At 65.1% G+C, this 23,253-nt stretch carries 21 protein-coding genes; 4 read left to right on the top strand and 17 right to left on the bottom strand.

Annotated features, from left to right (window positions below; translation table 11 throughout):
• Positions 1-9 precede the first annotated feature (9 nt).
• Both fabB and fabI read left to right on the top strand, forming a co-directional pair.
• Positions 10-1,230, top strand: coding sequence for a beta-ketoacyl-ACP synthase I (fabB, locus tag ACQY76_RS03855; RefSeq protein ID WP_428031597.1), 1,221 nt, complete (start codon positions 10-12; stop codon positions 1,228-1,230).
• A 34-nt stretch (positions 1,231-1,264) separates the two neighbouring features.
• Entirely contained in the window at positions 1,265-2,128 is an 864-nt protein-coding gene (fabI, locus tag ACQY76_RS03850; protein ID WP_428031596.1) for an enoyl-ACP reductase FabI, read from the top strand.
• Positions 2,129-2,310: 182 nt separating this feature from the next.
• Here the strand turns inward: fabI and ACQY76_RS03845 are convergent, their stop codons facing one another.
• The 9 genes from ACQY76_RS03845 to ACQY76_RS03805 all read right to left on the bottom strand — a co-directional run bounded on the left by ACQY76_RS03845 (position 2,311) and on the right by ACQY76_RS03805 (position 11,217).
• The gene (locus ACQY76_RS03845) at positions 2,311-3,348 is read right to left on the bottom strand and encodes a trans-3-hydroxy-L-proline dehydratase (protein WP_428031595.1); all 1,038 of its coding nucleotides are present in this window, start codon (positions 3,346-3,348) and stop codon (positions 2,311-2,313) included.
• Positions 3,349-3,550: 202 nt separating this feature from the next.
• Positions 3,551-4,654 (bottom strand): cis-3-hydroxy-L-proline dehydratase, encoded by a 1,104-nt coding sequence (locus ACQY76_RS03840; RefSeq protein WP_428031594.1) that lies wholly within the window; start codon positions 4,652-4,654, stop codon positions 3,551-3,553.
• A 131-nt stretch (positions 4,655-4,785) separates the two neighbouring features.
• Positions 4,786-5,787, bottom strand: a complete 1,002-nt coding sequence (locus tag ACQY76_RS03835; protein WP_428031593.1) for a 4-hydroxyproline epimerase — start codon at positions 5,785-5,787, stop codon at positions 4,786-4,788.
• 12 nt (positions 5,788-5,799) lie between these two features.
• Entirely contained in the window at positions 5,800-7,056 is a 1,257-nt protein-coding gene (locus tag ACQY76_RS03830; protein WP_428031592.1) for an NAD(P)/FAD-dependent oxidoreductase, read from the bottom strand.
• A 146-nt stretch (positions 7,057-7,202) separates the two neighbouring features.
• Entirely contained in the window at positions 7,203-8,099 is an 897-nt protein-coding gene (locus ACQY76_RS03825; RefSeq protein WP_428032924.1) for a dihydrodipicolinate synthase family protein, read from the bottom strand.
• 40 nt (positions 8,100-8,139) lie between these two features.
• The gene (locus ACQY76_RS03820; RefSeq protein WP_428031591.1) at positions 8,140-8,865 is read right to left on the bottom strand and encodes an amino acid ABC transporter ATP-binding protein; all 726 of its coding nucleotides are present in this window, start codon (positions 8,863-8,865) and stop codon (positions 8,140-8,142) included.
• An 8-nt stretch (positions 8,866-8,873) separates the two neighbouring features.
• A complete protein-coding gene (locus ACQY76_RS03815; RefSeq protein ID WP_428032923.1) occupies positions 8,874-9,527 on the bottom strand; it encodes an amino acid ABC transporter permease in 654 nt (217 codons plus the stop codon).
• Between the two features lie 22 nt (positions 9,528-9,549).
• The gene (locus ACQY76_RS03810) at positions 9,550-10,212 is read right to left on the bottom strand and encodes an amino acid ABC transporter permease (RefSeq protein ID WP_428031590.1); all 663 of its coding nucleotides are present in this window, start codon (positions 10,210-10,212) and stop codon (positions 9,550-9,552) included.
• A 189-nt stretch (positions 10,213-10,401) separates the two neighbouring features.
• The gene (locus ACQY76_RS03805; protein ID WP_428031589.1) at positions 10,402-11,217 is read right to left on the bottom strand and encodes a transporter substrate-binding domain-containing protein; all 816 of its coding nucleotides are present in this window, start codon (positions 11,215-11,217) and stop codon (positions 10,402-10,404) included.
• 274 nt (positions 11,218-11,491) lie between these two features.
• Between ACQY76_RS03805 and ACQY76_RS03800 the strand changes: the two genes are divergently transcribed.
• Positions 11,492-12,145, top strand: coding sequence for a GntR family transcriptional regulator (locus ACQY76_RS03800; protein WP_428031588.1), 654 nt, complete (start codon positions 11,492-11,494; stop codon positions 12,143-12,145).
• 67 nt (positions 12,146-12,212) lie between these two features.
• Here the strand turns inward: ACQY76_RS03800 and ACQY76_RS03795 are convergent, their stop codons facing one another.
• The 4 genes from ACQY76_RS03795 to ACQY76_RS03780 all read right to left on the bottom strand — a co-directional run bounded on the left by ACQY76_RS03795 (position 12,213) and on the right by ACQY76_RS03780 (position 17,447).
• Entirely contained in the window at positions 12,213-13,679 is a 1,467-nt protein-coding gene (locus tag ACQY76_RS03795; RefSeq protein WP_428031587.1) for a hypothetical protein, read from the bottom strand.
• Positions 13,676-14,815, bottom strand: coding sequence for a glycosyltransferase family 4 protein (locus ACQY76_RS03790; protein ID WP_428031586.1), 1,140 nt, complete (start codon positions 14,813-14,815; stop codon positions 13,676-13,678). Before ACQY76_RS03790 ends, ACQY76_RS03795 begins: the two co-directional genes overlap by 4 nt.
• Positions 14,816-14,817: 2 nt before the next feature.
• Positions 14,818-15,711, bottom strand: coding sequence for a glycosyltransferase family 2 protein (locus tag ACQY76_RS03785; protein WP_428031585.1), 894 nt, complete (start codon positions 15,709-15,711; stop codon positions 14,818-14,820).
• Positions 15,712-16,022: 311 nt separating this feature from the next.
• Positions 16,023-17,447, bottom strand: coding sequence for an exopolysaccharide biosynthesis polyprenyl glycosylphosphotransferase (locus ACQY76_RS03780; RefSeq protein ID WP_428031584.1), 1,425 nt, complete (start codon positions 17,445-17,447; stop codon positions 16,023-16,025).
• Positions 17,448-18,314: 867 nt separating this feature from the next.
• Between ACQY76_RS03780 and ACQY76_RS03775 the strand changes: the two genes are divergently transcribed.
• On the top strand, positions 18,315-18,854 hold the full coding sequence (locus ACQY76_RS03775; protein WP_428032922.1) for a polysaccharide biosynthesis/export family protein: 540 nt from the start codon (positions 18,315-18,317) through the stop codon (positions 18,852-18,854).
• Between the two features lie 23 nt (positions 18,855-18,877).
• Here ACQY76_RS03775 and ACQY76_RS03770 read toward each other — a convergent pair whose 3' ends face one another.
• From ACQY76_RS03770 to ACQY76_RS03755, 4 genes are all read right to left on the bottom strand, one after another.
• A complete protein-coding gene (locus ACQY76_RS03770; RefSeq protein WP_428031583.1) occupies positions 18,878-20,326 on the bottom strand; it encodes an O-antigen ligase family protein in 1,449 nt (482 codons plus the stop codon).
• Positions 20,327-20,370: 44 nt separating this feature from the next.
• On the bottom strand, positions 20,371-21,138 hold the full coding sequence (locus ACQY76_RS03765) for a metallophosphoesterase family protein (RefSeq protein ID WP_428031582.1): 768 nt from the start codon (positions 21,136-21,138) through the stop codon (positions 20,371-20,373).
• Positions 21,139-21,221: 83 nt separating this feature from the next.
• Entirely contained in the window at positions 21,222-22,508 is a 1,287-nt protein-coding gene (locus ACQY76_RS03760; RefSeq protein WP_428031581.1) for an outer membrane beta-barrel protein, read from the bottom strand.
• A gap of 10 nt (positions 22,509-22,518) precedes the next feature.
• Positions 22,519-23,121, bottom strand: coding sequence for a hypothetical protein (locus ACQY76_RS03755; RefSeq protein ID WP_428031580.1), 603 nt, complete (start codon positions 23,119-23,121; stop codon positions 22,519-22,521).
• Positions 23,122-23,253: the final 132 nt, after the last annotated feature.

Here is a 23,253-nt window from a genome sequence, read left to right as displayed (position 1 = left end):
AGGAAGCCTATGCGCCGTGTTGTCGTAACCGGAATGGGCATCGTCTCGTCCATCGGCAACTCCACGCAGGAGGTGCTCGCCTCCCTGCGCGAGGGACGGAGCGGCATCAGCCGGGCCGAGAAATATGCCGAGCTCGGCTTCCGCAGCCAGGTGCAGGGCGCCCCGCAACTCGACGCCAGCGAGATCGTCGACCGCCGCGCCATGCGCTTCCACGGCGGCGGCACGGCGTGGAACCACGTCGCCATGGATCAGGCGATCCGCGACGCCGGGCTCGAAGAGCACGAAATCTCCCATGAGCGCACCGGCCTCATCATGGGATCGGGCGGCTCGTCGACGCGCACCATCGTCGAGGCGGCTGATATCACCCGCAAGAACGCCAACCCCAAGCGCGTCGGCCCCTTTGCGGTGCCCAAGGCGATGGGGTCGACGGCGTCGGCCACGCTCTCGACCTGGTTCAAGATCAAGGGGCTGAGCTACTCCATCTCCGCCGCCTGCGCGACCACCAATATCTGCATCGGCAATGCCGCCGAGATGATCCAGTACGGCAAGCAGGACATCATGTTCGCCGGCGGCTGCGAGGATCTCGACTGGACGCTGTCCTGCCTGTTCGACGCCATGGGCGCCATGTCGTCCGACTATAATGACCGTCCCGCAGTCGCCTCGCGCCCCTATGACAAGAACCGCGACGGCTTCGTCATCTCCGGCGGCGCCGGCGTGCTGGTGCTGGAAGAGCTGGAGCACGCCAAGGCCCGCGGCGCCCGCATCTATGCCGAGATCATCGGCTATGGCGCCACCTCGGACGGTGCCGACATGGTCGCCCCGTCCGGCGAGGGCGCTGCCCGTGCCATGAAGCTGGCTCTGGCCGATGTGAAGGGCGGAATCGACTACATCAACCCGCACGCCACCTCGACCCCGATCGGCGATCTCAAGGAGATCGAGGCGATTCGCGCGGTGTTTGGCGACAAGGCGCCGCCGATCTCGGCCACCAAGTCGCTCACCGGCCACTCGCAGGGCGCCACCGGCGTGCATGAGGCGATCTACTCCATCCTGATGATGCAGAACGGCTTCATCTCGGCGAGCGCCCATATTGACGAGATCGACCCCGCCTTCGCGGACATGCCAATCGTGCGCGAGCGCGTCGACAATGCGCGGCTGGAGCGGGTGCTTTCCAACGGCTTCGGCTTCGGCGGGGCCAATGCGGTGCTGGTCTTCCAGCATCCCGAGGCGTGATCGAGGCGGCGGTGCTGCGGAAGGAACAACCAACATGAGCCTGACGCAGGGCGCCCCCCTACAGGGCAATTTGATGCAGGGAAAACGCGGGCTCATCATGGGCGTCGCGAACGACCATTCCATCGCCTGGGGCATCGCCCGGACGCTGGCGGCGCAGGGCGCCGAGCTGGCCTTCACCTATCAGGGCGAGGCGCTCGGCCGCCGGGTGAAGCCGCTCGCCGAGAGCCTGGGCAGCGACACGCTGCTGGCCTGCGATGTCGAGGACCTCGCCTCGGTCGATGCCGTCTTCGCCGTGCTGAAGGAGAAGTGGGGCACGCTGGATTTTCTCGTCCATGCCATCGGCTTCTCCGACAAGAACGAGCTGAAGGGCCGCTACGCCGACACCACGCGGGCGAACTTCACCCGCACCATGGTGATCTCCTGCTTCTCCTTCACCGAGCTTGCCAAGCGCGCCGCGCCGCTGATGGCCGAGGGTGGCTCGATCATCACCCTGACCTATGGCGGCTCCACGCGGGTGATGCCGAACTATAATGTGATGGGTGTCGCCAAGGCGGCGCTTGAGGCCAGCGTGCGCTATCTCGCCGCCGATTACGGCCCGCAGGGCGTGCGCGTCAACGCCATCTCCGCCGGCCCGATCCGTACCCTGGCGGGCGCCGGCATCGCCGATGCGCGCCTCATGTTCAACTACCAGAAGCGCAACGCGCCGCTGCGCCGCACCGTCTCCATTGACGAAGTCGGCGGCGCCGCGCTCTATTTGCTCTCCGATTTGTCCTCGGGCGTCACCGGCGAGATCCATTTCGTCGATTCCGGCTACAACATCATCTCGATGCCGCATCCCGACGCGCTGAAGACCATCGAGGACGCCGAGGAACGCGCCGCTGGCGAGGCGGCGGAGTAAGCCGCGCCGTTCCAACGAGTCATCTGCGAACGAGCGTCATCCCGGAACGGCCGTAAGGCCGTGTCCGGGATGACGCTCGTTTTAGAGCGCGAGCGCGGCACCCGATCCCGGCTCAGCCTGCGGTGCCGGCCGGGATGACGCGAAAATTCAGTCCGCCGTCCATACCGACGTAAAGGCGGACATCAGTCCTGCTTCCACACCGGCCACGTGTCGGAGAGCCGGTAGCCGGTCTGCCACGGGTCTTCCGGGTCCACCATCAGCTGCGCGGTGTGCGTCACCCAGGCGCGCCCCATGATGGAGGGCAGTATCGCCGGCCGCCCGCCAACGCTGGTTTCCCCTTCGATCCGGCACTCGAAGCGCGAATCGAGGATGGAGCGGCCGATGAAGGTCTCGCCCACCTTGAGCTGGCCCTTGGCGTGCAGCACCGCCATACGGGCGGAGCAGCCGGTGCCGGTGGGCGAACGGTCGATCTTGCCGGGGCGGATGGCCACCGCATTGGCGCCCGACTTCACGCCGTCCGCCTCCACCACAGGCGCGGCGAACTGGCAGAACGAGATGTGGTTCCAGTCGGCATTCTCGGGGTGTTTGAAGCCGAGCTGCCGGTTGGCCGCCTTCACGATGCGCATGCCGGTCTCGGCAAGGTCCTTCGCCTCGTCCGGCTTGATCGAGAAGCCCAGCGCATGGGCGTCGACGATGACGAAGCTGTCGCCGCCATAGGCGGTATCGACGGTCAGTGTGCCGAGGCCCTCGACCTCCAGCTTCGCGTCCAGCTTGTCGGCGAAGGAGGGGTGGTTGCGCACCTTGATCCGCTCGGCCTTGCCATTGCGGCAATAGGCGGTGACCTCGATCAGCCCGCCCGGTGCCTCCAGCACCATGTGCGTTTCCGGCTCGGTCATCGGCACGATGCCGGTGTCGAGCAGCACGGTGGACACGCAGATCGAGTTGGAGCCGGACATGGGCGGGGTGTCCTCCGGCTCCATGATGATCCACGCCGCAACCGCCCTCGGGTTCTTCGGCGGCACCAGCAGGTTCACATGGCGGAAGACGCCGCCGCGCGGTTCCTGCAGCACGAAATTGCGCAGGGTGTTGTCCGAGGCGATGAAGCGCGACTGCGCCCATACACTGTCGCCGGGCGGCGGCGCGACGCCGCCGACAATGACATCGCCGACCTCGCCCTCGGCATGGCAGCCGACGATGTGGATGATCTTGCTGGTGCGCATGGGGGGGCCTCGCCGCGTTGAGTGCGTTGACTATACGTTTCCCGGCCCAGCGGAGCCGAAGGCGAAGCGCCGCGCCGGGACCCAGGTGAAAACAGCGCCGGAGGCGACCGACAAAGTTTTTGCCGGCTTCGCCGAACCTCTGCGCTGGGTCCCGGATCGGCTCTGCACCTCGTGCAGCTTGTCCGGGACACGGGCGTGGCCTTCAGCCGATCACCACCACCGGGTCGCCGAGCACGTCGAAGAGCGGCGTCACGCCCAGCCCCGGCGCGTCGGAGGCGGTCATGAAGCCGTTGACGCGCTTGGGCGCGCCGGTGGCGATGTCCACCGTGCCGTAGCTGTTGAAGTCGGTGGCGGAGAAGGAGAATTCCTCCGGCGTCGAGCGGGCGAGATGGGCGATGGTGGCGGTGACGATGTCGCCGCCCCAGGTGTCCTCGATCGTCATCGGCGTGCCGGAGGCGACGCAGATATCGCGCATCAGCCGCGCCTTGGTCAGCCCGCCGACCTTGGAGATTTTCAGGTTGATGATGTCCATGGCGTCCTCGGCCAGCGCCTTCATCAGCGTGCCGACGCCGTCGATCACCTCGTCGAGCACGAAGGGGCGGGAGGTGCGCCGGCGCACCGAGAGGCATTCCTCATAGGTCGGGCAGGGCTGTTCGATATAGACGTCGACATCGGCGACGGCGGCGGCGATGCGCGCCGCTTCCGCCCGCGTCCAGCCGGTATTGGCGTCGGCGACCAGAATGTCGGAGGCGTCCAGAATGTCGCGGGTGGCGCGGATGCGGTCGATGTCCTGGTCGGCATCGCCGCCCACCTTCAGCTGGAACTTGGTGTAGCCCTCGGCCTTGTAGCCGGCGATCTTCCTCGCCATCACCTCGGGCGCTTCCTGCGAGATGGCGCGGTAGAGGGCGACCTTCTCCTGCGCCGCGCCGCCCAGCAGCTTGTAGACCGGCAGCCCGGCCACCTTGCCGAGAATGTCCCAGCAGGCGATGTCGATCGGCGCCTTCACATAGGGATGGCCGCGCAGCACCGCATCCATGTGGCGGTTCAGCACGTTGAGGTCGGTCGGGTCCAGCCCGATCACCTTCGGGCCGATTTCCTCCAGCCCGGCGCGCACGCCATGGGCATAGGCGGGCAGATAGGCCGAGCCGAGCGGGCAGCATTCGGCATAGCCGGTGATGCCGGCATCGGTCTCCACCGCCACCACGGTGGAATCGAACACCTCGATGAAATTGCCGTTCGACCAGCTGTAGCGGCCTTCCCGCAGCGGGAGACCGACCTTGTAGGCCTTGATGCCGGTGATCTTCATGGCGTGGTTTCCGTTATCTCGACGTCATCCCCGGGCTTGGCCCGGGGATCCACGTCTTGCGAGGGCGAAGTCGGCTGCAGCGAAGGCGGGGATGGCCGGGCCAAGCCCGGCCATGACGGCGCTCGAGTGGCTCACACCACCACGAAACCGTGCGCGAAGGGGTCCCGGTCGTCGATGAAGATGGTGTTATAGCCGGTCATGCGGGCCCAGCCGCCGACGGAGGGGATGATCGCGTCGCGCTCCCCCACCTTCGCCGCCGCCTCGACCCGGCCCTTGAACAGCGAGCCAATGATGCTCTCATGCACGAAATCATCGCCGACCTTCAGCTTGCCGAGCGCGGCGAGATGGGCCATGCGCGAGGAGGTGCCGGTGCCGCAGGGCGAGCGGTCGATCGCCTTGTCGCCATAGAACACCGCGTTGCGCGCATGCGCCTCCGGGTGCTGGGCCACACCGGTCCACAAGATGTGCGACAGGCCGCGAATCTCCGGCTTCTCGGGGTGGATGAATTCGTATTTCTCGTTCAGCGCCCGGCGCAGCGCCGGGCTCATGCCCACCAGCTCGCCGGCGGTGAAGTCGGCCATGTCGCGGAAGGCGTCCTGCGGCTCGACGATGGCGTAGAAGTTGCCGCCATAGGCGACATCGACGGTGACCTCGCCAAGGCCGGGGCAGTCGGCGGTGAGCCCGCGCGCGTAAAGGAAGGCGGGCACATTGGTGATGCGCACCTCTTCCACATATTGCCCGACCTGCGTGTATTGCGCCTTCACCACGCCGGCCGGGGTGTCGAGCATCAGCACGCCGGGGGTCTTCGGCGTCACCAGGCCATGCTCGATCGCCATCGTCACCGTGCCGATGGTGCCGTGGCCGCACATGGGCAGGCAGCCCGAGGTCTCGATGAACAGGATGGCGACGTCGCAATCGGGCCGGGTCGGGGGATAGAGGATCGAGCCCGACATCATGTCGTGGCCGCGCGGCTCGAACATCAGCCCGGTACGGATCCAGTCGAATTCGCGCAGGAAATGCGCGCGCTTCTCGATCATGGTGTCGCCGACGAGGTTCGGCCCGCCGCCGGCCACCAGCCGCACCGGGTTGCCGCAGGTGTGGCCGTCTATGCAGAAGAAGCTGTGTCGCGCCATGGAGGTCACTCGTCAGAAACGGTCGGGGCGGAAGGGTTCGAGCGGGATGGAGGGCCGGCGTCCGGCCACCAGATCAGCGATCAGCTTGCCCGTCGCCGCGCTCTGGGTGAGGCCGAGATGGCCGTGGCCGAAGGCATAGAAGACGCGCGGCGAGGCGGTGGAGGGGCCGATGACCGGCAGCGAATCCGGCAGCGAAGGGCGAAAGCCCATCCACTGCTTGCCGCCCTCGGTGCGCAGCCCGGGCAGGAAGCGCGCCGCCTTGGTCAGCATCGCCTCCGAGCGTTTGAAGTTTGGTGGCGCCTTCAGCCCGCCCAGTTCCACCGCCCCGCCAACGCGGATGCCGGTGGAGAGCGGCGTCACCACGAAGCCGTGGCCGCCAAAGGTGAGCTGGCGCCGCAGGTCGAAGGCGCCCGGCGGCAGGGTGGTGTTGTAGCCGCGCTCGGTCTCCAGCGGAATGGAATCGCCGAGCGACTTTGCCAGCGGGCGCGACCAGGCACCGCTGGCGATCACCGCCCGCCCGGCCTTCAGCACCTGCCCGTCGGCGAGGCGCAGGCGCACCCCGTTCGCATCACCCTCGACGCCGACCACCTCGCCATGGACGAGGCCGGCGCCGCGCGCCATCACCGCGCGGAACAGCGCCAGAGCATAGTGATAGGGGTCGCTCACCGTCTGCCAGTGCGGCGTGAAGGTGCCAACGGTGAAGCGCGGCGAAAGTCCGGGCTGGAGTTCTCCCAGCTGCGCGCCGCGCACATGCTCGAAGACGATGCCCTCGCGCGCCCGCGCCTCCCAGCCCGGCAGAGCGGCGGCAAGCTCGCCCTCGCTCTCATAGAGCTGGAGATTGCCGTCGGAGCGCACATGGCCGGCGAGGTCGGCCTGCGCGAGCAGGCCTTGCGTCGCGGTGGCGGCAAAGCGCATCAAATTGCCCTGCGCGGCGAGCGAGGCGCGGTAGCGGTCGGGAAGGCTGGCGCGCCAGAAGCGGAACAGCCAGGGCGTGATTTGCGGCAGGTAGCGCGGCGGAATGGTGAGCGGCCCCAGCGGGTCGAGCAGCCATTTCGGCGCCTTGCGCAGCATGCCCGGCGAGGCGAGTGGCAGGATGTCGGTAAAGGCGAACGCACCGGCATTGCCATAGCTCGCGCCCTCCGCCACGCCGCCACGCTCGATCAGGCGCACGCGGTGGCCCTCGCGCAGCAGATGGAACGCGGTGGCGAGGCCGACAATGCCGGCACCGACGATGACGATGTCATTAGGGGGAGAGGAGGCAGCGGGCACGTTTTTTACCGCGGTTGTTCACGTCCGGCGTCCTCCCGGAAAGGCCGAAGGCCGCATCCGGGATGACGCCAAGAATCCGGGCATCATCCCGGTTCTGCGGCTTCGCCTTGGCCGGGATGATGCCATCCCGGCCGAGTCGAGGAGGCTCACGCCGCCTTGGCGAGGGTCGGGCGGGTGGCGAGGCTGTCGCGCACGATCTTCTCGACCTTGGCGCGCTGCTCGCCGTCCAGCACCAGCCGGGGGCTGCGCACGCGCTCGGTGGTGCCGGTCACCATTGCCTCGACCAGCTTCAGGTTCTGGACGAGATAGGTCGAGACATCGAGGTCGAGCAGCGGGCGGAACCAGCGGTAGATTTCCAGCGCCTCGTCATAGCGCTTGGCCTTCATCAGCCGATAGATCGCCACCGTCTCCTCGGGGAAGGCGACGACCAGACCGGCGACCCAGCCGACCGCACCGAGCGCCAGCGCCTCGAAGGCGAGATTGTCGACGCCGGTGAAAATGTCGTAGCGGTCGCCGAAGGCGTTCTGCAGCTCGACCGTGCGGCGGATGTCATCGGACGATTCCTTCACCGCGACGAAGCGGCTGTCCTTGGCCAGTTCCGCCATGATCTCGATGGTGACGTCGACGCGATAGGCGATGCGGTTGGAATAGATCATCACCGGCAGGTCGGCGGCCTGCGCCACCGCGCCCATCGACGCCACCGTCTCCTTGGCGTTGGTGTGGTAGACGAGGCTCGGCACCACCATCAGCCCGTCGGCACCGGCCTGCGCGGCGCGCTTGGCGAGCGAGGCGCAGTCGCGGGTGGCGGCATCGGCGATGGTCATCAGCACCGGGCGCTTGCCGGCCACGGACTTCGCGGTCTTCAGCACGGCAAGGCGCTCGTCATGCGAGAGCATGGGGCCTTCGCCAAGCGAGCCGTTGACGATGATGCCGTCGACGCTGGCGTCGATCTGCAAGGCGAAGCTGCGCTCCATCTCCTTGTGATCGAGCGTGTCGTCTTCGTTGAACTTGGCGGTAACGGCGGGATAGACGCCCTGCCACATGGTCATGCTCCTTGAGATTCGTGCGAATGCGCGTGATGGGTCAGAGGACGGATTTGAGGAAGTCGATCGTTTCCGGCTGTTGCGGATTGCCGATCACCTGTGCGGGCGGGCCGATCTCGTGGATGCGGCCCTTGTGGAAGAAGGCGACGCGGTCGGAGACCTCCCGCGCGAAGGCGATCTCGTGGGTGACGACGATCATCGTCATGCCCTCGGAGGAGAGCAGGCGCATCGTGTCGAGCACCTCGCCGACGAGCTGCGGGTCGAGCGCCGAGGTCACCTCGTCGAACAGCATGTAGTCGGGCGACATGGCGAGCGCGCGGGCAATCGCCATGCGCTGCTGCTGGCCGCCGGAGAGCTTGGAGGGGTAGACCTTGATCTTCTCGCCAAGGCCGACGCGGGCGAGCTTTTCCACCGCGATGGCCTCGGCCTCGGCCTTCGACTTGCCGAGTACCTTGCGCGGTGCCAGCATCACGTTCTCCAGCACGGTGAGGTGCGGGAAGGCGTTCCACTGCTGAAACACGATGCCGATCTTGCGGCGCAGCTTGTTGAGGTCGGTGCCGCGCCCGTGCACATCGGTCCCGTCGACCAGGATGCGACCCGCATTGATCGCCTCCAGCCCGTTGATGCACATGAGCAGCGTCGACTTGCCCGAGCCCGAGCCGCCGATGACGGAGACGACTTCGCCCTTCTCGACGGTCATGGTCACGCCCTTGACCACTTCGAGCGAGCCGAAGGCTTTGTGGACGTCCTGGATTTCGATCGACATTTCGGTCCTCAGTCGTTCTCGCGCCAGCGCTTCTCAAGGCGTGCGCCGAGGCGGGCGATGGGGAAGCTCATCAGGAAGTAGATCAGCCCGGCGATGGACAGCACGAAGAGCGGCTCCTGGATGCGGGTGACGATCACCTGCGAGGAGCGCAGCAACTCCACCACGCCGATCCACCACACCATGGCGGTGTCCTTCATCACGCCCAGCGTCAGGCCGATCCAGCTCGGCAGCGCCACGCGCAGGGCGATGGGGAAGACGATTTCCGTCAGGTCCTGCCGCCAGCTCAGCCCCAGCGAGCGCGCGGCGCGCCGGGTCGTCGTCGGCACGGCGAGAAAGCCGGAGCGCACGATCTCGGTGCAATAGGCCGACATGTAGAGCGCCAGCACCACGCAGCCCACCGTGAACGGGCTCCAGTGAATGCCGACAATGGTCTTGAACGAATTGGCCACCACAAGCTGGATCAGCAGCGGGATGGACCGGAACACGTCGAGCACCGCGCCGAGCGGGGCGTTCACCCACCAAGGCGAGATGGCCCGGATGACGCCGAAGACCACGCCGAGCAGCGTGCCGCCAAGCACCGCCCAGAAGGTGAGCATCAGCGTGACGCCGGCGCCCTTCAGCATGAACCAGAGGTCGTTGGCCGAGAAGGTGGTGTCGAACAGGGAGGAGAACATCGCGGCCCCCTCAGTAGCGGAACAGCCGCCACGCCATCAGGCGCGCGGACACGGTGACGAATTTGGCCAGCAGATAATAGATCACCGCCGCCAGGGCGAAATACTCGAAGGTGCGGAAGGAGCGGACATTATATTCCTGCGTCACGCCGGTCAGGTCGTTGTTCAGCCCGACGATGACGCCGAGCGAGGTCATCAGAATCGCCCACACCATCTGGTTGGTGAGGGGATAGAAGACGATGCGGAACATCTGCGGCATCATCACCAGCCGGAAGGCCTGTATCGGACCCATGCCCAGCGAGCGGGCGGCACGGAGCTGCGTCTGCGGCACGGCGCGCAGGCCGCCGCGAAACGTCTCCGCGAGATAGCCGGCATTGTTGAAGGTGATGCCGGCCAGCAGGGCGACGAAACTGTCGAGATGGATGCCGAGCGAGCCGAGGCCGAAATAGGCCATGTAAATCTGGAACAGCGCCGGCGTGTTGCGGGCCAGTTCCACCCAGCTCACGGCGGCCGCGCGGAACACGCGGTAGCGCGAGGAGGCGCCGACCGCGAGCAGCACCGCGAAGAACACGCCGAGCACCATGGAGAGCACCGCGATCTCCAGCGTCACCAGTGCGCCCCACAGCATGTCGGGCAGCGCACGGAAGGCCGGGAGCCAGTGGAAGGTGTAGTTCATGGGGCGCTCGTCGCTCGGACGTTGCAGGCGGATCGTGAAGGTGCAGCGTGCAGTTGAACGTGCCGTCGGGCCGGGGTCAATTTGCAGCTTGAGGAAGCAGCAGCGCCGGCAGTCGGCGCGGACGTCCCGTCACGTTGTCATCCCGGAGGCGGCGCGATGGCCGCTCCGGGATGGATTTGTCGGAAACGCTCAGCGATAGACGCCGGGGACCGTCAGGTCGGGCGCCTCGCCAAGGCCGATCCACTTGTCGTAGAGCGCCTTGTAGCGGCCGGTGCGGACCTGCTGATTCACGAACAGGTTCAGATAGTTGATGAGCCCCTGCTCGTTGCGCAGGGCGATCAGGGCAACATAGTCGATGTCATAGGGAGCATCGCCGCCCATCATCAGGCCCTTATACTTGCCTTCCTTGACGATCGCTGCGGCAACGGTGGAGGTGACCACAGTCGCGTCGATCTGGCCCTGGGAAAGCGCAAGGAACACGTCGGCCTGATTCTGGTAGCCGCGGAACGTCGTGCCATCCGCCCACTTCTTGACGTCGTTATCGAGCGCGATTGCCTCGAAAGTACCGGAGACCGAGCCGGTCTTCTTGCCCTTCAGGCTGTCGTAATCCTTGATCCCCAGGCCATCCTTGGTGAGAACCACCATTTTGAAGGCGAAATAGGGGATGGTGAAGCCGGCCGTCTTGGCCCGCTCCAGCGTGTCGGAGGTCGAGGCGACGCCGACATCGACGCGGCCGGAGACCAGCGCCGGTATGCGGTCGGGGAACGGCGTCTCGACGATCTCCGCCTTCACGCCCAGCACCTTGGCGAGGTCGTTGCAGTAATCGACATCAAACCCAATCGGCTCGTTATTGGCGTCGCGCGATCCCATGGGCGGGAAGTCGAGCACGACGGCGCAGCGCAGCGTGCCGGAAGCGATGATGTCGTCGAGCTTGTCCGCCTGCGCGGGCAGTGCGGCGGCGAGCGTCAGCGCCGCCGCGGCCAGAATGCCGAATCCCTTAGCCATGATGGCTCTCCTCTGGAGGAAGGTGTCTTCATTGTTGATGGCCGGCGGCGTCGAAAGGGGCGCCTTCCCGGCGACGGAAAAGAGCTTCCGATTTTTGGATCCAAGTTTCAATATCCATTTTACACAAACCATGCGAAATTTACCTGCGGCCGGCGATGGGCGTGGCGCGCGACAAATCGCAGGGTGCGTGGGCGCAGAGCTTGTTGGATAAGATGGGCGGGATTCCCTTGGGGAGGCAGGCACGGTGAAGGTCAGGGCCACGGACATCGCGCAGATGGCGTCCGCGTCGGACGTCATATTCGACGCGCTGCGCGAAGCGATCGCCAAGGGCGACATCGCCGAGGGCCAGACCCTGCGCCAGGACCACATTGCGCGCATGTTCAATGTGAGCCGCATCCCCGTGCGCGAGGCGTTGACCCGGCTGGAGGAGCAGGGACTTGTGTCCACGCAGCGCTACCGCGGCGCGGTGGTCACCACCCTCTCCACCGACGAGATCCGCGAGATCTTCGAGTTCCGCGCTTTGCTGGAACCCGAAGTGCTGCGCTATTCGGTCGAGCGTATCTCGGACGAAGGGCTCGAGGCCGCCAAGCGCTTCGCCCACGCCTTCTCGACCGAGACCGATTCATCGCATTGGGGCGAATTAAACCGCAGTTTTCATTACAGCCTCTACGAGGCGTCCGGCCGGCCCTATTACCTCCAGACCATCAGTGGGGCGCTCGATCGGGTCGACCGGTATCTGCGCGCGCAGCTGGTGCTGACCGACGGCATGGCGCGGGCTCGCCACGAACATCAAGGCATCCTGCTCGCCTGCATGCGGCGCGATGCCGAAGAGGCGGCCCGCCTCACCCGCGCACATATTCTCGGCGCCTGCGTCTCGCTGATCGATTTCCTCGACCGCACCCGCGCGGCGAACGACCGCAGACCCTAGTCGGGGGATCGAGAGCCGGCGTCCACTTGGCTGTGGCTGCTGGTGGACCTTGCCATATCCGTGGGAGTCAACGGCGCAGCCTTTGCGCCGCCGATGTCGGCCCAAGCGGCCGGTGAGGGATCTCCGGTGTCGCCTCGGCATGGACGATGGCCACAGCGCCTGCCTGGCTCAGCGCCATCAGGGCACCGAAGCGGAAGGCTTCGAAAACGCCGAAATCAGGGGTGGTTCCGATCAGCAAGCTGACGCTGAAAACAGGAAAAAATGACCATTTCAACGCGCTCGATACGGCCTGCGCCCGTTGGTCGTCTTTCGGCGCCGGCGTGAGCAGGATCCGACCAATAAAGCTGAAATAGAGAAGGAATCCCAGCAGACCGGTGCTGCCGAACAGGACCGCGGCAAAATTGGACGCCCGGGTGGAGCCGAGGCCGACGCCGATCAGATAGCTGTCGAAACCCGCCTGCATGGATGTGGCTGTCCAACCACTGCGTTCGAGATAGGAAGCGGATTCGACCTTGCTGAAGATGATCTCGTCAAGGCGTTGCATGACGGGGTCGAAGACCCCCGGCGTCGCCATGACCGCGAGGGCCGCAAATCCGACAATGGCCAAAGCGAGAAAGAAATCCTGGCGGACGCCGCGATAGGCAAATCTGGGCCGGTTGATACGGAAGGCGCGGGTGAACCAATCGAGACCGACGAGGGCGCCGAGCACGCCGAGCCCGACATATCCAGCTGACGAGGTGGACATCACCAGGAGAACAGCAAGCATGACGATGACGACGTTTGTGCGAAAAAGCTGCACCCGGTCGTCGATCGCGTGGCGCAGGAAATAAAGGCAGGAGAGCAGCGCCAGCGTCAGCGCTCCGAAAGCCGAGGCCTCGGGCATCAACCCGGTGATCCGGCGCGTGCCGTCTCCGATGGAAGCCTCGTCCAGCAGTGTATAGCCGGCCGTCTTGAAGGGATCGAGCAAGGAATCCAGCGGCAGGAATGTCGCCAGGTAGCTCAGTATGCCGGTGGCGATGGTGATTCCGCTGCTGAAAAGAAGGCCGCGCAGGATCAGAGGATGATTCCGCGGCGAACGGAAGAAATCGGCGGCGGAAAAGACCATTAGTACGGACAGGGTCACGTAGGAAAGCTGTGAAAAATTCTGCAGGGTCGGTCGGAGCGGAGAGACCTGCATGAATTCGGTCACTGTCATCGGTGCCACATCGACCCTTCCGGCAAGGAGACGTGGGGCGAACATCGTCACCAGAAGGGCAACCAGCCAGAAAAGCGTGAGGAGCAGTCCCGGCACGCGCAGCGCGCTGCTGAGCAGGTTTTTGAGGCCATTACGGTGGAAGAAAAACCGCTGGATGACGATGAACGCCGCCGTGACATGGGTGGCCAGCAGCGATAGCCCGCCGGTCAATTCAATCGGGATGACCGCAAAAGAGCCAAGAGGCAACGTGCCGAAGAACAGCCAAAACAACATCTGGCGCCTTGAAAACAACGCCCAGAATGCCAGCGCCCAAAAGCCGGCGAGTGCTACGGCGTTCATGCGCCTGAGCCCGCCTCCAGGCCGACGGTCCTCTGCTCGACCCTGCCACGTTCACGGTTCGCCGGCTCCACCGCCTCGATCACGTCGATGAGGCGGCGGGTGGCGGCTCTCCAGGTGAAACGCGCCGCGAAAGCCTGCCCTGCACGTGCAAGTCCCTCATGAAGGCCATGCTCATCGCGCAGTCGCAGCAAGGCAGCCGCCCACGCGGCCGGATCGTGCGGGTCGGCGTGCAGGGCGCCGGGGCCGCAAACCTCCGGCAGCGCCCCGCAGGGTGCAATCACGGCGGGCGTCCCCAGCAGCAGGCCCTCGACGGGAGGAAGGCCGAAGCCCTCTGTCAGCGACGGTGTGCATACCGCCAGTGCCGCCTCCTGCAGGCTTCTCATCTCGCCATCCGAGACATAGCCGGCGAAGATCGTATTCGCCGGTACCGCAAGGCCGGCGGCTGCAAAGGCCTCCCGGCCCGCCGCTCCCGCCAGAACCAGCTTTATGCCCGCAAGGTCAGGTCGCGCAAAGGCGCGGATGAGCACCCGGATGTTCTTGTGCGTCATCAGATTGGCGAGCGCGAGCGCGTAGCTGCGTGGCGCGAGTCCTAGACGGGGCAGGATATCGTCCTGCGCGGGTGTACGCAGCACATGGTCGGCGCCGTTCGGGATGACATGTATCCGTTCCGCTGGCGCGATCCCCAAGCCTACAAGTTCGGACTTTGCAAATTCCGACACGGTGAGCAGGCCGAGTTGACGCATCCCGGCGATGCGGCTCTGCAACTGCCCCCACTTCGCCCTCGCGGCGCTGTAGGACCGCGGTGTGGTGAAGACCTGCGCGTCATGCAGCAGGGTGAGGCCATTTCGCGTGACCAGGGGTGTCATATTGCAAAGGTTGAGCAGCAAGCCATTGCCGACATGCAGAGGCAGGGAGACCTGTTCCCATGCGGTCTTGGTGAACCGCCCGATCTGGACGCGCGGGATCCTGTCATCGATTTCCAGTTGGACAGGGTTGGGCGGGACAAGCAGCGTAAGCTCCCGGTCTTCGGTTATCGCCGCCAGTCCGGCTATCAGTTCCTGGGCCACGCGGTGAACGGCCGCCGGACCTCCCGTTGCAAATCTACCATTGATAAAGAGGGGCGCCTTGCCGGGCATGCCTAGAGCTCCAGTATGCGTCGGGGGTCCGCACGCCCGAGAAAAATGTCCCATACGGCGAGCCAGTTTCCCGCCATGCGGCCCCGCCGGTCGATCCACGGTTCCGGCCAAAGGACGCGGGCAATGTTCGCCATCAGGCTGCGGAGGATCAATCGGTGCGCGAAGGTCTTGGGCATGGTGCCTTTGCGCTTGAGATACCACGGGTTGGCGATCTGGCTATATCCCAGCCGCTTTCCATTGCGCTCGCGCCCGGCCTTTTCACCGCAGTGCACGCCGTGAAAAGCGTCCGTATAGACAAGGGGACCGTCTATCTGTCCTCCGAAGTCGATGTCTTCCTGCCAGCTGTAGAGCGGCAGGTTCTCGTCGAACCGAATCCCGGCGATGGCGGACATCCGGTAGGCCATGTTGCAGCCATACAGGCCCGGATGAGGCGAGGAGATACTGTGGCGCGGGCTGCGTTCTTGGGCGTCTTCGGCATCCACCAAGGCAACCGCCGCCTGCGGATCGATCGCGGGCCCCGAAATTCCGTCGGCCAGCAGCCGGCCGCTGGCCCCGGCGACATGCGGGAATGTCGTGAAGAAGGATGTGACGCCCGAGATCAGATGGCGTGAGGGGACATAGTCGTCGTCGAGAAACACGACGATACCGATGCTTGGCGGCAGGTGGTCCAGTGCCCGATTGCGCTGCTGGCAGGCGCCTCGCGGCCCGAAGACGGTGGTCAGGGGAAAGGGGTAGGCCGCTGGCGGCGGTGCATCCGAAGCGCTCTCCATCGAGAGGACGACGCGGGCGGGGAGCGGGCTTTGGAGCGCCAGCCTGTCCAGCAGGGCGGCCACATTCCTCGCTCGTCCGAGTGTCGCGATCACGATGGCGACGGAAAGGTCGGGCGCGACGGTCATGGGCGAGGCTCCCTTTTCCCCATCCTCCGCGCCCGGGGGGGCCGTTGGCGAAAGCTGATCCCTGCTCGCTTGCCGAAGGCAGGAGAAAATCCTGGGGCGACAGAGCCGGGGTGGATGAGGGGGCCGACATCGCCGGCGACGCGCGGCGTTAAACCGCTGCGGTGAAACGCATGCGCAAAGGAAAAGTCGATGTCAATCCGCATGGATCCGCTTGTTGGGCTAGCTTTTGAACGCAGCGGCAATTCACGGAACAAAGGCAATCCGCAATAAGCCGGTGCGTCCGCGCATCTTGTTACCATGCCCCTACGGTCTCAGTGAGCGTTGCGATGAAGAATGACGCGGGCTGTGAGAAGGAGAATTTTCACGTCCTGCCACAACGACCAATTGTTGATGTATTCGAGATCCGAAGCCACCCGTGCTTCGATATCCCGCCGGCTCTCCGTTGCGCCGCGCTGGCCGCGGATCTGGGCGAGGCCCGTCACGCCCGGCTTCACGGCATGCCGGCTCCAATAGTCCGGGACGAGCTCCCAGAAAAGCGACCCTTCCGCCCGCGAGCCCAGGGCGTGTGGGCGCGGGCCGACGAGGCTCATATTGCCGATCAGCACATTGAGAAACTGGGGCAATTCGTCGATGCTGGTTCGGCGAAGGATTTTCCCCACCCGGGTGACGCGGCGGTCATTGCGCGATGTCGACACGCGGCCGCTCGCATCCGAGGTCTCGGACCGCATCGTCCGCATCTTGAAGCAGCGATAGGGCCGGTTGTTGCGGCCCACTCTCTCCTGGACGAAAAAGGCGGGACCGGGCGAATCCAGTTTCACCAGCAGTGCCGCGAGGCCGATAGCGGGAGCGGCGACCAGCAGGAGCGGGATGGTGACGACAATGTCGAACAGCCGCTTCACCAGGCGCTCGCCGAGATTGAGCGGGCCGCGCGAAATGAGCAGTGTCGTGCGCTCGCCCCAGCGCGAAACGGCCAATGGATTGAAGCCGGGAAGATCGAGGACGATCTCGGCCTCGAAGCCGCTCAACCGCATGGCCTCGGTCCATTTCAGCCGCTCATGCGCGTCCGAGAATGCGAGAATGACGCGGTCGGCATACCCGATAGCGCGGCTCGTGGCTTCGAAGAAGCGGGGGTCCTGGAAATGCGGGACGAGCCCGGCCTCGCGCACATCGACATAGGTGGTCAGCCCATCGTGCCGCGGTGTCTTGCGTTCCTTCGCGTCGGTGAGCACGACCAGCCGCGGCGCAACGACGGGGAAAAAAAGCTGCCGGATGAGAAGAGCGGCGCCGATGCGGATCAGGCCGAGCAGCGCGAATGTCAGAAGGAAGGAATAACCGATCTCGAGGCGGGACAGCAGGCTGCCGACCTTCAGCGCGAACACGGCGGTAAGGAAGAGGCCGGCCGTGAGAAGCAGAGCCGTGCCGGCCGACGAGATGGAGCGGCTCAGCGACGTCAGTGTCTGGGTCGCGTAGGCACGCAGCGCGATCGCCGCGAGCAGATAGGTCGGCGCGAGAAAGTAGAAAATTTCCCAGTTGCCTTCGAAAGGGTTTCCGTGTCGCAACGCCGCGGCCAGGAAGCAGGCGCCGGTAATCGCGAGCAGGTCGGTCGCAGCCATGCCGGCCGTGAGACTCACCCGAAGCAGATCCCGATAGCGCCTCAACCGGTCGGGGGAACCCACGGTCCGGCCGTCGCCTCCGGCAGCGTCATGCGTGCCGCCGTACAGGCCGATCCCTCCCATAGGTGGTTCTTCCCTTCTGTCGAAACGCGTGGGGGGCCGCGGCTTGATCCTGTGGCTCGGAGATTATCGAACCAGAACGTCAGCCGAGCCCGCTGCCGGGGTACATCCAATCACCTGGCAAACCCGGCACGGCATGAGGCATCAAGGATGGTGCGGAGCTCCCGCGTCACCCTCTACCTGCGCGAACGACATGCAGGTCGCCTCGCCCTTCTGATGCGACGAATTTGCTAGGCTATTGATATACCAGAGATGATTGCTGCAGGGCAACATAAGCCGCGACGGTAATCTGGAAATCTATCGCTGAGAAAGGGCTCGTCGCTCAGGCGCACAACGCGCCTCTCGCTTTGTGTGTGTCTCCGCGCCGAGTGGAGAAGCGGAGGCGAGTGGCAAGGATTTTGCTGGCACGCCTTCGGCGTGTCGTAGTCCGGTCTGCCGCGCGGGCTTCTTTTCTAGGTGCTCGAGGAAGTTTGAGTGTGTTTATTTCCATGATTGCGCGGCGTGCGCGTGGAAAATCGTTGCGAGAGGCGGCGCCCCTCTTTTTCCGCGCTTGCGCACATGCCTTATATTCGGGCGCCCTCCCAGCGCAACAGCGGCTGGTTTGTCCGGTATTCTTTGCCGTGCTCGGAGCCGGCGGGTTCGGTCGGAAGGTTCGAGCTTGCCCGGCCGGCGTAGCGGGCCGGCGAGAATTGCTTGGACATCGCCTCAGGCTCACTTCAAAGACGGGCTCGACCGAGCGGCGCTGTCGAGGCATGAATGATGCGTCGCGGGCGCCCCGCGCAGGGGCTGAGGCGAAGACAGGGATTTGGAACCTATATGAGCTTTGATCGCCGGCCGTGCCCGGCCCGTCAGTGGGTCGCCTTGCTTCTTGTGCCCATCATCCTCGCCATGGTCGGCTGTTCGACGGCACCCAGCGCGCCGCCTCCCATTGCGGGGGACCCGGGCGCACAGGCGGAATATGTGTTCGGTACAGGCGACAAGCTGCGCCTTACCGTGTTCAACGAGCCTTCGCTCTCGGGCGAGTTCGAGGTGAACTCGAGCGGCGTCATTTCCATCCCGCTCATCGGCAACATCAAGGCTCAGGGGGTAACGGCCCACGCACTCGAAAGTGCGGTCGCGCAGAAGCTGTCATCGGGCTACATGCGGGACCCGCGCGTCAATATCGAGGTCCTGCAGTATCGCCCCTTCTACATCATCGGCGAAGTCTCGAAGCCGGGTGAATACCCCTATCGCAACGGCATGAACATCATGAGCGCGGTGGCCGTGGCGGGCGGCTTCACCTATCGGGCGAACGATCAGACGGTCAACATCCGCCGTGCCGGCCAGACGCAGGAATATTCCTATCCCGTCACCACCACGACCTCGGTTCTTCCCGGCGATATTGTGAGGGTCGGCGAGCGCCTGTTCTGAGACCGCCTCCCGCACCCAACCCTTCAGGCGGCCGTATCGATGCGCCGTGTCCAGCTCTGGGCCAGGCCGGCGCCAAGGATCGCCCAGTAGGTGACCGCCACCGCCTGGATCTGCAGGCTGAAGTCGAAGGCCGCGTGGGAGAGCACCGTGGCGCTGACGGCCAGCGCGACCAGCGTTATCATATGGGGGGCATCGCGCCGGAGCATATTGGCGAGCATTGTCGTCAACAGAGCGCCGACTAAGATGAAAAGGCTCGCCGCCGCTGGAATGCCTAGGTCGAAGAGCAGTTCGATATAGGTGTTGTGAGCTTTGTCCCAGTGATGCCACGGCGCGAAGGCTTCAGCGCCGCGATAGACCGAGAACATGCGGTCGAAACTGCCATAGCCGAAGCCCGTCAGGGGGGCGTCCCCCACCGCTTCCAGCGCCCGCAAGGCCACGGGCCATCGCAGATCATTGGCGCCCTGCAAGGCGAAGCGGCCGCCCAGCTCATCGCCGAACAGCGCGAGGGCCGCGAAGAGCACCGCGAAGGCCGGAACCGCGATCGCCACGATAAGCCAGCGACGCCGGGCCGATGCCAGCGCCAGGAGAGCCAGCGCGACCAGCCCGGCCATGCCCGCGATGAAGCCGGCGCGCGAGACCGTGAGGACCAGGGCGATGCCGACGATGCCGGTTGCGGCAAGGATTGCCCCGGCCGATTTCAGCGTGACCTCGACGAAGGCGGCCGCACGCAGGCCCAGCGGCATGTCGCGCCGGGAACCGGCGCGGCGATAGACGTCGATCAGCAGGCCGACCGTGGCGACGAGCCCGATGCCCGTATAGGTCGCATAGCTGTTCTTGTTGATGAACGTCGAGGTGACCTGTTCGAAATAGGCCTCGCGCTCGAACCACAGCACCATGCGCGGTGTGAGCGCGTGCTGGGCGATGCCGAACAGCGCATAGCCCACGGCGATGCCGGCGAGAGCGCGCAGGAACAGGTCGGCCCGCCTTCCGTCCCGGCAGAGCTGCAGCGAGAGGTAGAATGCCATGGAGCTCGTCAACAGCATGACAAGCCCGCGCACGCCAGCGTCCGGCGTCACCGAGAGGCTTCCCTGCAGCGGCACGCTGTCCGGAAGAGCCGTGAGCGCGTCGCGTGCGAGCTGCCAAAAGGGATTCTGCCAGGCTGCAGGAGCCCAGGGCGCCAGCTGGAAGACAATCCAGCCCAGCAGCCCGGTCCAGAGCAGAATCGCCCACCAAAGCCGGCGCGGCGCGACAGGGTGGCGCGTGCCGCTGATCAGCAAGCCGGCTTCGAACAGGATGAGCAGGCCTCCGAAGAGGACCGCATTGATGCCCCAGGCCACCAGACGATTGCTGCCCAGAAGAAACGGCACCCAGGCCACGCACATGAGGAGGCCGATGAATATCAGGTCGTTATAGGTCTCATGTCGCGTACGGCGCGCCAGGAAACCGGCCGGCCGGGCGGGCTTGCCGGGCACGGGCGCGCGCGATGCAACTGCCTCCGCAGGAACCGCGTGCGCTGTCACGTGTGGATCACCCGCGCAGTGTCGCCTTCGAGCACGACGCAGGACAAGCGGTGGGTGAGATAGGCCCCGGTGTCGACATTGATCCGGTTGGGGAGCAGTTCCACGTCCATTACCGGGGTGTGGCCGTGAACGATCCGCTTGCCGTGGTCCAGCGCCGAGCGGGTGAACTCCTCGCGGATCCAGATTAAATCCTCAAGCGCCTGGCGATCGAGTGCCACGCCCGGGCGTATGCCGGCATGGCAGAAATAATAGTCGCCGATCTCAACCGTTCCGGGCAATTGCCGCAGGAAGTCCAGATGCGTGGCGGGAAGGGCGGCAAGGGCCGCCTCCCGCATGCGCTCGTCCCGATCCGGCCCGCTGAAGTCGCGGATGGAGAGGCCGTAGGAAAATAGCGTTTCCACGCCGCCAACCCGCAGCCATGTTTCCCAATCGGCGTCACCTGAAAGGGCCGCCAGCAGCATGGCCTCGTGATTGCCCATCAGGCAGGTCCATGAGCCATCGTCGGCACCGGCGGAAAGGCGCTCGACGACGCCAGCGCTGTCCTCGCCCCTGTCGATATAATCGCCGAGAAAGACCGTGCGGCAGAGGCTGGTCGTCGTCGCGGCGTCTGCGGCGATCGCGCCGAGCAAGGAGCGTAGCAGGTCGTGGCGCCCGTGGATGTCGCCGACGGCGTAGACCCGCATCCCGTCGGGAATATATGCCGGCGCACGTCGCGCCTCTGCCGCGCGAAAGCGGGAAAACAACATGCCTAGCCCGAGAGTCATGAGGCCGTCATGGCGGCGGCCGGGTGCGACCAAGCTATCATGCCCGAAGCCTCGCGCCAAAAGCGCCCCGCCCCGCCGGCCGCTCAATAGGCGAGGGTGACGCCGGCGGTTATCATGTTGCGGACATAGTCCTCCGCACCGTTTATGTTGTCGAAATTGGTGTCGAAATCCGTGAACGAGTAATTGATCTTGGCGATGGAGAAGCGATTGATGGAATAGCGCAGCTCAGCGCCGATAACGTACTGATTGTCGACGCGCGGAAACTCATCGTAATCCTGGTTCAGATAGTCAACCCAGCCGGAAATGACGATGTTGCGCCGAAACTCATAATCCAGGCGTACGCCGGCATTGGAGCTGACCACCGCCGAGCCGGTAATGCCGTCATATTCATAGTTGGAGGTCATCACCTGCTGGCCGGCTGTGAAGGTCGCGGTCACAAGCGGGCTGATGAACCACTGGATATTGCCGCCGAAGGTCAGACCCGAACTGCCGTCGAGATAGCCATTTTCGGACTTCCAGTCGTAATAACCGATGAAGGCTTCTCCGCGCGTCAGGCGCGACGGCGCAAGTTGGATGCCGGTGATGACCCGGTATTCGCTGGAGTTGTAATTCTTGTCCTCGACGTCGAACCATTGATACGAGCCGCCGGCGAATACGCTGGTCATCGGACTGAGCTCGTAACCGACACGCCCGGCGAACTTGTAGTCGCTGCCGTCGCGATAGGATTGGTCGGTCGGCTCGCCGTCCAGGTAATTGGCGAAGTCGCGGTCGCGGTAGTCGAACCCGCCCGTTGTCCAGATCCGATTGAACTGCTTGTCGAAGCTCACGCCTGCGGTGATCTGGTCGTAAGGCAACGGGTCGCCGAGATTGTCCACATTGGTCTCGTCGTCGCCGGGTAGTTCGTTCAGATGCGCATAGCGCGCATAGCCGCCTATGTTGAAGTCGCCGGTGACGTCGATCCGCCCCCGTGCACCACCGGCATAATTCTCGTAATCCGCATTGCTGTAGCTGGCGTAGCTGGTGCTTTCAAAATAGCCGTCGAAAGCCAGAAAATGGCGCGCCCAGTCCGACTGCAGGTCAAAGGCAGGCCGGACGGTGAAGAGCCAGCTTTCCTTCTCGTTCTTGTTGGCCGCAGTGATGTTCGTATCGTATCCCGTTTCCAGCTTGAGAGTGGGAAACAGCACGAACGATCCGACGGGCACGCCGAGCGGCAGGTAGTTGACCGGCTGCCGGTCCATAACGGCAGCTCGCGCGGGGTCCACCTCCACTGCAGGACGGTAGCTCGGCGCCACATCGTCGGCATGCGCGGCATTCGACGCGAGGAGCGCCGTCGTGCCCAAGAGAAGTGCCTTTATCCGAATACGGTTCATGAGCGCCACCTCACGAAGGGCTGGGTGTGGAGGGAGTGTCGGTCTGTCCCGGATCGACGGCATCCTCGCCGGCGGCGTCTGCGGCGCTGCGTGGCGTGCCTGCGGCGGCGCTGTTGAACGAGCTGACGAAGAGTGCCGCCATCTGGCGCGACATGCCGCCGGACGAACCCTGTTCCGCCACCGCGCTTTCGACGGCCCCCATGACCGCCGAGGCGGCCGAGGCACGACCGTCGCCGTTAAGCGCCTTGAAAGCCTGACCGAGGCCGGTTCCCAGAACGCTGACCGTGCCGGGCTGACCAGCGGCGGCGGCCGCCGCCGCGGCCTTGACAACGGCCGCGCTAAGCGCACCCGCCTGCGCATCCGTAGCCGCACCCTCGATCAGCCACTGCACGGCAAGTGCCTTTTGCGGGCCACTGAGCGAGGAGGCCATGAGGGCGGATACCTGCGCGTCCGGCCCACTTGCGGTCTCCGCAGAGACGACGACACTGAGAACAGCCTTTTCGTCAGCCGAAATCGCAGCCTGAACCGCCCCGGCCGACGTCAATAAGGCGGCCGGCGCAAAAGCACCCACCACAACTGCCCACGCAAGGACGCGCATCGTTTTGACGATCATGTCCCATCCGATCCCAACCCACACACCCCATAATACCTGACTGCCGGTAATTTGCCAGTTGTGGAAGCCTCTTAGCGACCTTTTGGCACGAGGTGATGCCAAAATACCAATTTATGGTAATGAGATGCTGTA

The organism is Ancylobacter sp. (assembly GCF_965279025.1).
GTDB lineage: Bacteria > Pseudomonadota > Alphaproteobacteria > Rhizobiales > Xanthobacteraceae > Ancylobacter.
The sequence above is the reverse complement of the archived record's forward strand: the minus strand, read 5'-3'. Positions and strand labels throughout refer to the sequence as shown.